The following is a 12,439-nucleotide window of genomic DNA, read 5'->3' as shown; positions in this document are numbered from 1 at the left end:
TTTTCACGAGTTTTCCGGAAAAGGAGCTTCCTCTTCCATCGGTGCGGAAACGACCTCGACGAGCCGGTCCTTCGCGAAGACGCAATGGTAACGGAGACGGATGCCGCCGAGTAGCGTCGGCAGGAAGTGGCGGATGTTGGTCGCGACACCCTGGTTGCGGCGGTCGACGGTCCATCGGATCGGTTTCCAGTCGAGAATACCCTCGGGGGTGTCTGTGGGGGTCGGATAGGAGAACGCCGGGTCGACCTCGGCGAAATAAAGGTAGAGTCCGTTCGACGCTGCCTTGAAATCGTCGTTCCAAGTGAGCGTGCCGCCGAAGCGGATCGACGCCGGATCGAGGTCGATCCCGGTCTCCTCGCGGATCTCGCGGCGGATGCATGCGTCCGGGCTTTCGCCGCGTTCGCGCTTGCCGCCGACGCCATTCCACATCCCGAACCAAGGAGCCTTGATGCGATTGATGAGCAGAACCTCGTCGCCGCGCCGAATGAAGGCGAGCGTATACAGGAATCCTTGATCCATGTCGATCCTCCGCGGCTCGATCCGAAACCGCACACGAACCATCATATCACATCAGCCCGCGACCTGCAAGCGGCGACGGATGATCGTGCCGTTTTCGAGGAAGCGCGTGACAAAGGACGGTCTCTGCGCTTATAATGAATATATAGGACGCATGCGCGCCTCGTGCGAACGGAAGGAACGTGTCGAGATGGCGAAAGAAGACAATCGACGGATCGAAGACAATCGCGATCGGATCCTGAACCCGACCGTGTCCAGCCTTAAGATCGTCGGCATCTACGCGGCAATCGGCGCCATCTGGATCATCGCGTCCGACTGGGCGGCGGAGGCGATCTTCGGCGACTCCGCCTTTTACGACCACGTCCAGACGGTCAAGGGTTGGTTCTATGTTGCCGTCACCGCCGTCATCTTCTACTTCATCATCCGTCGCGCGATGGGGCTCTACGCGGAGTCAATCGGCCGGCTCGAGCAGGTGAACGCCGAACTCGATCGCGCCGCCTTCACGGACGCCCTGACCGGCCTGCCCAACCGCAACAGCCTCGAGTACCGGTTCCGGGAAGCCTGCGGTGGCCGGCCGGCGGCGTTCATCCTGATCGACATCGACGACTTCAAGAATGTCAACGACATGAAGGGTCACGCCGCCGGCGACGACCTTCTCAAGGGGATCGCGGCCATCCTGACGGACGGATTCGGCTTTCCGGCGTCCGTCGCCAGACTCGGCGGCGACGAATTCGCGATCGTCGTCCCCGGCATCGCCGAGGTCCACGGCCCCGACTGCGACGTCGCCGGAGCTCTGTCCCGGATCCGGCGTCCATGGATCCTCGGCGGCTCCGAATTCTTCGTCACCTACAGCGCGGGCGTCGCCTTCTGCCCGCGCGACGGCGGCGATTTCGCGACCCTGCTCCGTTGCGCGGATACCGCCCTCGCGGCGGCCAAGGAACGCGGGAAGAACCGCTGCGTGCCCTACGATCCGGCGATGGCCGAGAAACGTCTGGACGCGATCCGCCTGACCGGCGAACTGCGTCACGCCGTCGAACGCCGCGACTTCACCGTCCATTACCAGCCGGCCGTCGACCTTTCCGACGGCAGGATGCATGGCGCCGAAGCACTGATCCGCTGGCGCCATGCCGAACGCGGATTCATCCCGCCGATGGACTTCATCCCACTCGCCGAGAAGACCGGACTGATCCGCGACATCGACCTGTACGTCTTCGAAGAGGTGCTTGCGCGATCCATCGCCTGGAACGACGGCATGAGTGGTGCGATCGCCCTCTCCGTGAACCTCTCGGCCAAGTCGCTCGTCGATCCGGCGTTCTTCGACGGTCTCCGCGCCCTGGTCGGGCGCTTCCGGGCCGACTGCACGCGCATCTACGTCGAGATCACCGAGACCGCGTTCGTCGAAAACTTCGACGTCGCGGTCCGACGTCTGAATGAGATCCGCGCCATGGGATTCGTGGTCTCCCTCGATGACTTCGGAATCGGCTATTCGTCGCTCACGTATCTCTCGAAACTGCCGATCGACGCCCTCAAGATCGACCGCGAGTTCGTCCGTAAGGCGTCCGAAGGCGACGCCGAGGGGGCGATCCTCAAGTTCATCGTCGAGATGGCGCATCATCTCGGGATGAAGGTCATCGTCGAAGGCATCGAGACGGCACGGCAGGAAGCCATCATCCGCGCGTTCGGCGGCGATTACGCGCAAGGGTATCTGTTCGCCCGGCCGATGCCGGCGGACGATGCCCTGGAATTGATCCGTTCCTACGGCAGGGAAGGGGGGGAGAAATCGTGATCGAACGCATCCTCGAATTCGACATCAACATCTTCGCGTGCGTGATGCTGTTCACGCTCCTCATCATCATCCGCATCAAGGGCGACCGCCACAGCTATTCCTCGATGCTGTTTAGGACGATCATCTACCTCACGATTCTGGCGATGGTGGTCGAATCTGTCTCCTGGATCGCCGATTCCTATGTCGGCGGATTCGCATTCTTCATGAACTATGTCTCGAACTTCCTCCTCGTCCTGGTCACGCCGCTGCTCGCGGGCTTCTGGATTTCCTACGTGGATTACAAGATCCTCCAGGACCGCCGCCGCATCCGCAAGCGAATCCATTATCAATACGGCAGCATCCTCCTCCTCGCCTCGCTCGTCGTGAACGCCTTCGTCCCGGTCCACTTCGCGATCACGGGCGACAACGACTATGTCGTCGGACCGCTCTCATGGGTCACGAACGTGGTGATGTACGTCCACCTCGTCTACGCCGCCTGGCTCACCTTCAGGTACCGCGGGAAGACCAACATCGGCGTGATCCGGGGCGTGATGGCGTTCTTCCTGCTTCCGATCCTCGGCACGATCGCGCAGACGTTCTACCTCAGGGCGTTCTTCACCTGGCCGATGCTCGCGCTCGCGGTGGTCGTCACCTACATGTTCCTCGAGACCACCTCGGGGACCCTCGACCGCCTCACCAACCTCTATTCGCGCGCCAAGTTCGACGAGTACCTCCGCTTCATCAAGGAACGGGGCGAACTCTTCGGGCTCCTGATGATCGACCTCGACGACTTCAAGGCGGTGAACGACACCTACGGCCATCAGGCCGGAGACGTCGTCCTTTCGGAGTTCGCGACGGTCCTGAAGCGGGTGTTCCGCGCCGAGCGGATGGTCGCCCGCATCGGTGGCGACGAGTTCATGGTGGTCACCTCGCATGACGCGGCCGCGGCCGGAAGAAGCATCGCGTCCGTTCGCGAGGAGATTCTTCGTGCGAAGAAGGTCGTCGCGCTCCGCGGTCTCCGCTTCAGCTTCGGCTTCATCCAGAACGAACCCGAGCTGTCGACCGACGCCCTGCTCTCGAAGGTCGATCACCGGATGTACGACGACAAGGCTAAAAACAAAGAGAAGGCGGCCTGAGCCGCCTTCCGTCGAAACCAGTCAGGCGCGCGCCTCGCGGAGGCGTGCGCCTGTATTTTTATTCGTCGGGCTTGCCCTGATGCACGACGACCTGCGGGAACGGGATCCCGATCTTGTGTTCGTCGAACAGAAGCTTCATCGCGCGATTCAGATCGCGCGTGACCTGATATTTTTTCGTCTCTGCCGTCTTGGCGTAGATGCGGAGGACGACGCTCGAGTCCGCCAGCGACTGGACGCCCCTGTAGAACGGGCCTTCGACGATGTCGGGAATCCTCTCGCGGATCTTCGGAAGCGACTCGCGGATGACCTTTTCGACCTTCTCGAGGTCTTCGCCGTAGTTGATCGAGATGTCGCAGATCGAGGGCGAGAGGTTGGCCGAGGTATTAAGAGCGCCGCGGATGTCGGAGTTGTTCATGATCTTGACGTCGCCGTTGTAGTCCTCGATCTGGGTGGTGCGGATCCCGATCGAGTTGACGGTGCCGCGGAAACCGTCGACCTCGATGATGTCGCCGACGGCGAACTGCTTCTCGAAGATGATGAAGAAGCCGGCGATGATGTCCTCGATCAGGCTCTGCGCCCCGAAGCTGACGGCGAGGCCGATGATGCCGGCGCCGGCGAGCAGCGTGCCGGTGGAGACGCCCCAGGCGCCGAGGACCATGAAGACGGCGACGAGCGCGGACGCGTATTTCAGGATCGAGGTGAGCAGGTCGGCGATCGTGGCGCCGCGGGCGTTCTTCCGCGAGAGCAGCCGGACGATGGTCGTCAGGACCTTTTCGATCACCCACATGAAGAAGACGATCGCGGCGCTTTCGAGCAGGGTGACGTAGTTGTTCGCGAAGAAGTCGGCGATGTTGAAGAAACGGCCGACGCTGCTGTCGACGATGTTCGCAAAGGTCGTTCCGGGGAATAGGACCGGAGCGAGCGCGGAAAGCAGGATGAGCACGACGACGACGGCGGCGACGACGATGACGGGAATCAGTTCTTCCTTCTTCATTTCCTTCCATTGATTCATGTTTTCTTCCTTCCTCCCGGACTCATGCGGGGTTGCGGACGATGTCCGCGAGGCTGCTGGAATAGGCGATCTCTGCGATCGGCGTTTTCGTGAGACTGACGAGAATGCGATAACGGTCGCCCGGGACCGGGACGGTGAAGGCAGCCGTCCGGCGGTCGCCGTCGACCGTCAACTGGACTTCGCCGCCGGAATGGTATTGATAGATCCCGTCCACCCATCGATAGACATGGTAGTAGATCGGTCCGAGAACCCCGGACGGATCGACGTAATCGGCATGGAAGTCGAATTCCTGATCGGTTTCGGTCCAGCCGAACGAACCCGAATACGGCGGCATCGTCCAGGCGTGACCGGACGCAATCGTTTCCGTAACCGAAAAACCCGTCGTGGGATCGACATAGGTCGCATCCAGCGAAAGATGGTACTCGGTCGCGCGAAGAAGTCCGTCCACGCGCGTGACACCCGTATCCGAACTTTCGGGAAGTTCCTGTTCTTCCGACTCCGAGGGTTCGACACGGAATCGCGCCACGGTCTCTCCCTGCGGGCATGTCACGAGGATCTCGAAGACGGCTTCGACGCGCGGATTCGCTTCGACGTGCGCGGAAACGTCGAGCCAATCGACGCCGGCGTCATACGCGCCGAGGTAGGCGAAGAAGACGGGGGAGGTATCGAACGTCCGCTGGTCGAGGATGACCGTTTCGGCGGTTACGGTGGTGGCCTGGAGGATCCAGAAGAAACGGTAATCGGTTTTCCAGAGCGGCGGCAACTGAACGATTTGGTCGGGGGACGTCACCGCGACCGTCGTCCAGCCGAACGGATCCGGCTCGCTGAGCTGCGACAACGGAAGGTACTGATATCGGAACCCGACCTCCGCGAATACTCCTTCGGGATCGGCAACATGAATGGAGACGGCGTAGTTCTGGAAGGTTTCCCATTGATATCCGCCGGTCTCCTCGACCGAATAGCCGACGATCGCGCCCCCGGGTCCGGGGTCGGTCGACACGTCCGTGCGGGCGAGAGTCCGCCAGCCGAAACCGGAATCGATCTCGATCAGAAGGCGGTATTCGGTATCCGCCTTCAGACCGGTGAAAACGCCCGAGGACCTGCCGGCGAAGACGGTCTGTTCGCGGTCGCCGAACTGGTCGCGGGCGACGACGCGGATCGCGGCGTCCCCCGATTCGTCGAGCGAAGCGTCGACGTACGCCTCGTAGGCGATGTCGGTGCCGGCGGCGGTGACGGAGAGGAACGTCGCTTCGGCCGCAGCCGCGGGAACGAATGCGGCGACGACGGTCGCGGCGATCGTGACCGTGAAGCCGGCGATCCATTTCAGGAGCATCTGCCGTTTCAGGAGTGCCGAGCGCGCGGCGCGCCGGGTCCGGTAGTCCTGCAAGACGATCTCCTCCTTCCGCCGATGGCGTCATTTTGTTTCATCATATCATTGAATCGCGCGTTTTTCCATAGAAATCCCCGGAATTTTTCCGCATCAGGTTCGGGATTCCATCATTCTCGGAGGATGGAGGGGCTTGACGTCCTCGGGACGTTCTGATAAAATACAAATAGATGAATGTCTATATGAGGTGGCTTCCATGAATTACACCGAGTCCGCACGCCTGTTCAGGGCCCTCTCCGATCCGATCCGGGTCGAAGTGATGACGCTCCTCACGACCGAGAAACGCTGCGCCTGCCAGCTGCTCGAACGCTTCCCGATTTCGCAACCGACGCTGTCGCATCACATGAACGTGCTCGTCGAAAGCGGACTGGTGGTCTCCGAGCGGCGCGGCAAGTGGATCTTCTACGGAATCGATCCGGACGCCGTCGCGCGGATCATGGAATACGTCGACGCGATCGGAACGGTGGCGCCGGAATGCACCGCGTGCGGAGCGTGAGATGGACTTCCTGAAGGCGGTCGGCGACTTCGTCTCGACCCAGATCCTCGGCATGAAGTGGCTTCACGACCTGTTTTCGCTCTTGCTCGACGCCGTCGGCGGTTCCGGCTTCTCCTTGTCGCGCGTCGGCGGGATCCTCCTGTTCTTCCTCTACGACTTCGTCAAGATCGGGATTCTCCTCTGTCTCCTCATCTTCGTCATCTCCTACATCCAGAGCTTCTTTCCGCCGGAGCGCACGAAGCGCCTGCTCGCGAAGAAGAAGGGGATCGGCGCCAATGCCTTCGGCGCCCTGCTGGGGACGGTGACGCCGTTCTGCAGCTGCTCGTCGATCCCGATCTTCATCGGCTTCACCCGCGCCGGCCTGTCGCCGGGCGTGACGTTCTCCTTCCTGATCTCCAGCCCGCTCGTCGATCTCGGCGCGTTCGTGCTCCTGACGGGAGCCTTCGGTCTTCCGGTCGCGCTCGCTTACGTGGCCGTCGGCCTCGTGCTCGCCGTCCTCGGCGGGACGATCATCGACAAGACCGGTCTCGGCCGTCAGATCGAACCGTTCGTCACCGCCGGAGCGGCGGTCGACGCCGAGGTCGAAGCGATGACGACGAAGGACCGGGTCGTCTATGCGAAGGACCAGATGCTCTCCACCTACAGGAAGGTCGTCCTCTACATCGCGATCGGCGTCGCGATCGGGGCCGTCATCCACAACCTCATCCCGTCCGCCTGGATCGAATCCGTCCTCGGCGGCGACAACCCCTTCTCGGTCCTGATCGCCACCCTCGTCGGCGTGCCGATGTACGCCGACATCTTCGGGACGATTCCCGTCGCCGAGGCGCTCTTCGCCAAAGGCGCCGGGCTCGGCACGATCCTCGCCTTCATGATGGCGGTGACGGCGCTTTCGCTCCCTTCGATGGTGATGCTCAAGCGCGTCGTCAAGTGGAAACTGCTCCTCTGGTTCATCGCGATCGTGGTCGCCGGCATCGTCCTGATCGGATACGGCTTCAATGCCCTTCAGTTTCTGTTCTAAAGAAGACAAAATCATACGGAGGAACCACACATGATCATCCAAGCCTTGGGCGGCTGCTGCAAGAAATCCCAGTTGAACTACGAGAACGCGGTCAAGGCCGCGGCTGCGGCGGGACTCTTCGTCACCGTCGAGCACGTCACCGATCCGGAACGGATCATGGAACTCGGGGTGCTGTCGACCCCCGGCATCGTCATCGACGGCAAGGTCATGTCGTCGGGTCGTCTCGCGACCGTCGCGCAGATCCTCGAGATGATCGAGAAGCGCCGTCCGGCCGCGGCCGAAACGAAGGCCGGCTGCTGCGAGGACGGCAAGTGCGACTGCGAATGCGTCGACGGCAAGTGCGACTGCGAGAACGAGACGTGCGAATGCGTCGACGGCAAGTGCGAATGCACGCCGGCTCCCGAACGGCCGAAGCAGGACTGCCGCCACGAATCCTCCGAGCCGTGCTGCGGCCATGGAAAGAAATAGCCTCGGCTTCTTCGCGAAATACCTGACGGTCTGGGTCCTCCTCTGCATGGCCGCCGGCGTCGGGATCGGGATCGCGTTCCCGGCCGTGCCGGCATTCTTCGGGGCCTTCGAAGTCGCCGACGTCAACGTCGTCATCGCCGTCCTGATCTGGCTCATGATCTACCCGATGATGCTCAAGATCGACTTCGCGAGCATCCGGAACGTCGGCAGGAATCCGAAGGGGCTTGTCCTCACGTGGATCGCGAACTGGGTCGTGAAGCCCTTCACGATGTTCGCGATCGCGAGCCTCTTCTTCCTCGTCCTCTACAAGGGCGTGATGCCCGAGATCGGTGCCGACTACCTCGCCGGCGCCGTCCTGCTCGGCGCCGCCCCCTGCACGGCGATGGTCTTCGTCTGGAGTTCGCTCACGAAGGGAAATGCGGCCCACACCCTCGTGCAGGTCGCGACGAACGACATCATCATCCTCGTCCTCTACGCCCCGATCGTCGCGCTCCAGCTCGGCATCGGCGGTTTCACGGTCCCGCTCGACACGCTCTTCGTGTCGATCGCGCTCTTCGTCGTCGTTCCGCTCGCGCTCGGCGCGCTGACGCGGCGGCTCGTGATCCGGAAACGCGGAACCGGCTATCTGAACGACGTCGTCATCCGCCGATTCGAACCGGTCACGACGATCGGCCTGCTTCTCACGCTCGTGATCATCTTCAGCCTGCAGGCGCAGACGATCCTCGACCATCCCCTTCACATCCTCCTGATCGCGATCCCGCTCGTGCTGCAGACGTTTCTGATCTTCTTCCTCACGTATCTTTCCGCCAAGGCGCTCAAGCTGCCCCACGACATCGCCTCCCCGGCGGCGATGGTGGGGGCCTCGAACTTCTTCGAACTTGCTGTCGCCGTCGCGATCGCGCTCTTCCCGCTCTCCCCCGCCGTCGCGCTCGCGACGATCGTCGGGGTCCTCGTCGAGGTCCCGACGATGCTGGTGCTGGTCCGCTTCGCCAATCGCACGAAGGGATGGTTTCCCGCCCGTGAATAGGATGAAGGTGGCGTTCGTCTGCACGCACAATTCGTGCAGGAGCCAGATCGCCGAAGCGCTGGCGCGCAAATTCGCAGGCGACGCGATCGAGCCGTATTCCGCAGGGACGCACGTCGCGCCGCGGATCAATCCCGATGCCGTCCGTGTCGTGAAGGATCTCCACGGCATCGACATGACCGTCCTGCAACGTCCGAAGACCCTCGGCGGGATTCCCGCGATCGACGTCCTCGTGACGATGGGGTGCGGCGTGGTCTGCCCGTTCGTCCCGAACCTCCATGAGGAGGATTGGGGTTTGGATGATCCGTCCGGAAAGGGAGACGAGGAGATGGAGAAGACGATCCGGCTGATCGAGGGGAAGGTCGACGACCTCGCGAAGAGAATCCGCTCCGGCATCGTTCCCAAGAAATGAGAAAAGTCCTTTCGAACCGGCAGTGCCGTTTCGAAAGGACTTTTCGTTTCGGATGGATCAGATGAACAGGTTGTGGTTCGCTTCGGTCGTGTCGCCGAGGTAAGTGGCGAAGCCGGCGATCTCGGGGACCGGTCGCGTCGACGGCAGAAGCCGACGGACGCGTCAAAGGAGGATCTTGTTCGAAAGTTCGTAGATGAAGGATGCGAGCCGCTTCGGCGGGGTGCGGAAGTCGTCCTTGATCCAGAGCTGGACGATGGACAGAGATCCTTGGACGATGTAGACTTACTTGATGCCCGCTTCCGTCACCGCGGGTTCCCTGGAAATGGCAGCGTACCGGTAGATCGTGTCGATCAGTTTCCGATGGAAATTCATGTTGTACTGGCCGCTCATCAGGACTGGACTAAGTGGAATTTAATCAGTGGTTTTGCGTTTTTGCATCTTGGTTACTTTGTTCCGTTTTGAATTTATTTCTTTTTATCTATAATAACACTTAAATCCCACAAAATAAAGGCGCATTATTAAATCTGTATCCAATCGGCGTTTGATAATTGAGCGTCGAGTGAATCCGCTTTCGATTGTAGAAGAGTTCGATAGAGTCGAACAAGTCGGCGTCGACTTCACTAAGGTCACGATACTTTCGTCGATAGATCCTTTCCTTCTTCAGTTGAGCGAAGAAGCTTTCGACACAGGAATTGTCGTAGGGACATCCGCCGCGAGACATGCTGCCGCGCATCTTGTTGGCCGTCAAGGTATTCTGATAGCCCGCACTGGCGTACTGACATCCGCGGTCGCTGTGGAAGATCGTTCCTTCCGTCTCCGGATACCTTCCGATGGCTTCTCCCAAGGCGCGTTTCACAAGCTCGGTATCGATTCTTTGACTCGTCGCACAACCAATCACTTCGCGGTTGTAGAGATCCATGACACCCGCCAAATAGACCCAGCCGATCCTGGTCTTGATGTAGGTGACATCTCCCGCCCATACGATATTGGGACCGTCCGGGCGGAACTGCTGCTTCACGAGATCTTGCTTGTAGGGATTGTTTTCTTGATGATGGCGGAAGGGCCGATACTTCTTCTGCGTGACTGAATAGAGGCCATGTTCCCGCATGATCCGCCGCACTTTCCATTCGCTGACCGCGATTCCTTCGTTTCTGAGCTCTCGTGTGATCTTCCGACACCCATAGGCATCATCACTTGAATGAAAGCCGTTCTCGACTCGTTGGACCAGCTCTCGCTCTTCCAATCGCCGACCGTTGCGATGCTCTTCCTGGATTCGCCATTGATAGTACTGCTTCTCGCTGACACGAGCACCTTGCACATCCTCCGCACGCTGTATCGGGAGTCCAGGCGTTTCATCGCCTCGCATTTTCTTCGCGTGCTCGCATCAAGATGTGCAGGGATTTTTTGAGGATCTCGACGTTCTCCCGCTCTTCCGCCAGTTCCTTCTCTTTTTGTCTGAGTCGGGTTTCCAGCTCGCGGAATTTCCGTTTCGCGTCATTCGGATCCGCCGTCCTCGCGGTGTGTTCACGGGCCTTGGCTTCCGTAGCGCTGGGCAGATTGTTCTTCCGGCGATATTCTCTGACCCATTTGCACACGGTGTTCGTGTCGATTCCGAGTTCTTCCGCCACGGACGTTGCGGACTTTCCCGAATTCAAAATATGGAGAACGGTCCGTTCTCTCATTTCTTCTGTATATTTCGAGTTATTGCTTGGCATGGCACTTCATCCCCTCAGTTTGTACCCATATGATACCATAGCGTACCCACTGATTAAAAACCATACTAGACCAGTAAAACCACTGAAATAATTACGCTATATCCAACAACTTATTTCCACAACATTAATACGATTAGTTCGACCATCTGTCCAAATTTACGAACTTCATGTGGTTTTTTCCCGGAACGTTTTTCAAGTTCATTAATCATTTCGTCAAAAACAGCCTTGTCTTTGTTGCTAAAATTCGACAGAAATAGAGATGAATTAAATCCAAAACGAAACAGGATGATATTTTTCGTTCTTCCAAAAACGCTATTTTCGTTGATAATTATTATTCGAGAAATTTCACTATAACGAACTAAATTCTCTCTATGTTTTGATAGTCCATAAATCAACGAAAAACCAGTATCGCCAATATGAGCTCTATATTTTCGAGATAGTGCATATCGATATAAGCATCGAGCAAATGCTATAGGACATACTATTGTCATAAAAAATATCCCTAAAGTTGAGTAATTCATAATACTAAGCAACGAACCAGAAACAAGCGAAGATATGAAAACGAAAGCGAAAAATGCTGTAAGCAGAACAAACACAAAGGAAATAGCAACAATACCAGATTGTGAATCTTTGTCATTGTTGAATGTATATTCGCTCATTTCTATAACCTACTTTGAACTTGTGATATAATTCCATACATCTGTAATTACTTCCTCAAAATCAGGAAGATTGGTTACCGAATCGATCCCGGCAGTAATCACATTCGGAACGCTGCCAATCGCTATCATGGACATAACCTTATCACCGAACCCGCCCGAAAAAAATTTAAACAAAGACTGAGGTTTTATCCAACTCGCGACTTGTTTGCTCGAATAACCAACAACACTGTTTGCAAATGATGATCCAAAGCCGGCAAACATTCCCGATACGATTCCGTCAGCGACGATTTCTGCGACGCTCACTTTCGATATATCGCATTGCCAATTTGCACAAGCATCATCGATTTGATTTCCAATTCCGGTTGCGAGGCCAACGCTAAAACCTACTATGACCGACGGAACCCCCATAGCGGTTAGTGCACCACCCACCGCGCCACCAAGTATTGCACCTCCTAAATCATTATACCATTTGTCTCCAGATATACAGTTTGATAGTATTTGTATTGTAGCTCCAACGGCTGCACCGATTAACGCCCCTCCGATTATATGCCAGAAAAACCCTTGCTCGTCAATTAGTTGTACAGGATTATTCCTTGCATAAATGAACATATTCGTTGACATCGGATCTGCAGTTTGACCGAGCATTCCGTCCCCGTTGAGGAACCTGCCGATTTGAGGGTTGTAGTACCGGCTGTTCAGATAATACATGCCAATTTCGGAGTCGTAGCGATATCCTCGATACGTATAAGGATTGTAGAAGGATACTATGCCTCCTGATGTGTCTGAAACAACAGTCGTATTGCCATAGGCGTCATAACGGTATTTCACGAT

The 12,439-nt window shown here is 58.1% G+C and carries 15 protein-coding genes; 8 read left to right on the top strand and 7 right to left on the bottom strand.

The window, feature by feature from the left end:
* Nucleotides 1-3: 3 nt before the first annotated feature.
* Entirely contained in the window at nt 4-519 is a 516-nt protein-coding gene (locus WC509_06030) for an 8-oxo-dGTP diphosphatase (GenBank protein ID MFA5007004.1), read from the bottom strand.
* A gap of 187 nt (nt 520-706) precedes the next feature.
* Here WC509_06030 and WC509_06025 point away from each other — a divergent pair, with 187 nt between their 5' ends.
* Nucleotides 707-2,302: an EAL domain-containing protein gene (locus WC509_06025; GenBank protein ID MFA5007003.1), complete on the top strand. Its 1,596-nt coding sequence runs from the start codon at nt 707-709 to the stop codon at nt 2,300-2,302.
* Nucleotides 2,299-3,417: a GGDEF domain-containing protein gene (locus WC509_06020; protein ID MFA5007002.1), complete on the top strand. Its 1,119-nt coding sequence runs from the start codon at nt 2,299-2,301 to the stop codon at nt 3,415-3,417. The genes WC509_06025 and WC509_06020 overlap by 4 nt, the downstream gene beginning before the upstream one ends.
* Before the next feature lie 58 nt (nt 3,418-3,475).
* On the opposite strand, the gene WC509_06015 is transcribed toward WC509_06020, so the two are convergent.
* Both WC509_06015 and WC509_06010 read right to left on the bottom strand, forming a co-directional pair.
* A complete protein-coding gene (locus WC509_06015; GenBank protein ID MFA5007001.1) occupies nt 3,476-4,429 on the bottom strand; it encodes a mechanosensitive ion channel family protein in 954 nt (317 codons plus the stop codon).
* Between the two features lie 22 nt (nt 4,430-4,451).
* Entirely contained in the window at nt 4,452-5,816 is a 1,365-nt protein-coding gene (locus WC509_06010) for a hypothetical protein (GenBank protein ID MFA5007000.1), read from the bottom strand.
* Between the two features lie 196 nt (nt 5,817-6,012).
* Here WC509_06010 and WC509_06005 point away from each other — a divergent pair, with 196 nt between their 5' ends.
* The 6 genes from WC509_06005 to WC509_05980 all read left to right on the top strand — a co-directional run bounded on the left by WC509_06005 (nt 6,013) and on the right by WC509_05980 (nt 9,696).
* On the top strand, nt 6,013-6,312 hold the full coding sequence (locus WC509_06005; GenBank protein MFA5006999.1) for a metalloregulator ArsR/SmtB family transcription factor: 300 nt from the start codon (nt 6,013-6,015) through the stop codon (nt 6,310-6,312).
* 1 nt (nt 6,313) lies between these two features.
* The gene (locus tag WC509_06000) at nt 6,314-7,330 is read left to right on the top strand and encodes a permease (protein ID MFA5006998.1); all 1,017 of its coding nucleotides are present in this window, start codon (nt 6,314-6,316) and stop codon (nt 7,328-7,330) included.
* 30 nt (nt 7,331-7,360) lie between these two features.
* Nucleotides 7,361-7,798, top strand: a complete 438-nt coding sequence (locus WC509_05995; GenBank protein ID MFA5006997.1) for a thioredoxin family protein — start codon at nt 7,361-7,363, stop codon at nt 7,796-7,798.
* Nucleotides 7,785-8,825, top strand: coding sequence for an ACR3 family arsenite efflux transporter (gene arsB, locus WC509_05990; GenBank protein ID MFA5006996.1), 1,041 nt, complete (start codon nt 7,785-7,787; stop codon nt 8,823-8,825). Before WC509_05995 ends, arsB begins: the two co-directional genes overlap by 14 nt.
* 1 nt (nt 8,826) lies before the next feature.
* Nucleotides 8,827-9,234 (top strand): arsenate reductase ArsC, encoded by a 408-nt coding sequence (locus WC509_05985; protein ID MFA5006995.1) that lies wholly within the window; start codon nt 8,827-8,829, stop codon nt 9,232-9,234.
* A gap of 267 nt (nt 9,235-9,501) precedes the next feature.
* Nucleotides 9,502-9,696: a hypothetical protein gene (locus WC509_05980; GenBank protein MFA5006994.1), complete on the top strand. Its 195-nt coding sequence runs from the start codon at nt 9,502-9,504 to the stop codon at nt 9,694-9,696.
* A gap of 28 nt (nt 9,697-9,724) precedes the next feature.
* On the opposite strand, the gene WC509_05975 is transcribed toward WC509_05980, so the two are convergent.
* From WC509_05975 to WC509_05960, 4 genes are all read right to left on the bottom strand, one after another.
* Entirely contained in the window at nt 9,725-10,600 is an 876-nt protein-coding gene (locus WC509_05975; protein ID MFA5006993.1) for an IS3 family transposase, read from the bottom strand.
* Nucleotides 10,587-10,949, bottom strand: a complete 363-nt coding sequence (locus tag WC509_05970; protein MFA5006992.1) for a transposase — start codon at nt 10,947-10,949, stop codon at nt 10,587-10,589. Before WC509_05970 ends, WC509_05975 begins: the two co-directional genes overlap by 14 nt.
* Before the next feature lie 110 nt (nt 10,950-11,059).
* Nucleotides 11,060-11,608 carry a hypothetical protein gene (locus tag WC509_05965; protein MFA5006991.1) on the bottom strand — a complete coding sequence of 183 codons (549 nt, stop codon included), beginning with the start codon at nt 11,606-11,608 and terminating at the stop codon, nt 11,060-11,062.
* Between the two features lie 9 nt (nt 11,609-11,617).
* The coding region (locus tag WC509_05960) for an RHS repeat-associated core domain-containing protein (GenBank protein MFA5006990.1) at nt 11,618-12,439 on the bottom strand (822 nt) is incomplete at its 5' end.

It is taken from the genome of Candidatus Izemoplasmatales bacterium, from assembly GCA_041649275.1.
GTDB lineage: Bacteria > Bacillota_I > Bacilli_A > Izemoplasmatales > Hujiaoplasmataceae > UBA12489.
Note: the sequence above shows the minus strand (reverse complement) of the source record. Positions and strands in the feature narration are given on the sequence as shown.

Excerpts from the sequence above, each read along its gene's own strand:
- WC509_06030 (MFA5007004.1), bottom strand. The coding sequence starts at position 519 with ATGGATCAAGGATTCCTGTATACGCTCGCCTTCATTCGGCGCGGCGAC.
- WC509_06025 (MFA5007003.1), top strand. The coding sequence starts at position 707 with ATGGCGAAAGAAGACAATCGACGGATCGAAGACAATCGCGATCGGATC.
- WC509_06015 (MFA5007001.1), bottom strand. The coding sequence starts at position 4,429 with ATGAATCAATGGAAGGAAATGAAGAAGGAAGAACTGATTCCCGTCATC.
- WC509_06005 (MFA5006999.1), top strand. The coding sequence starts at position 6,013 with ATGAATTACACCGAGTCCGCACGCCTGTTCAGGGCCCTCTCCGATCCG.
- WC509_06000 (MFA5006998.1), top strand. The coding sequence starts at position 6,314 with ATGGACTTCCTGAAGGCGGTCGGCGACTTCGTCTCGACCCAGATCCTC.
- WC509_05995 (MFA5006997.1), top strand. The coding sequence starts at position 7,361 with ATGATCATCCAAGCCTTGGGCGGCTGCTGCAAGAAATCCCAGTTGAAC.
- arsB (MFA5006996.1), top strand. The coding sequence starts at position 7,785 with ATGGAAAGAAATAGCCTCGGCTTCTTCGCGAAATACCTGACGGTCTGG.
- WC509_05985 (MFA5006995.1), top strand. The coding sequence starts at position 8,827 with ATGAAGGTGGCGTTCGTCTGCACGCACAATTCGTGCAGGAGCCAGATC.
- WC509_05975 (MFA5006993.1), bottom strand. The coding sequence starts at position 10,600 with ATGCGAGGCGATGAAACGCCTGGACTCCCGATACAGCGTGCGGAGGAT.
- WC509_05970 (MFA5006992.1), bottom strand. The coding sequence starts at position 10,949 with ATGCCAAGCAATAACTCGAAATATACAGAAGAAATGAGAGAACGGACC.
- WC509_05965 (MFA5006991.1), bottom strand. The coding sequence starts at position 11,608 with ATGAGCGAATATACATTCAACAATGACAAAGATTCACAATCTGGTATT.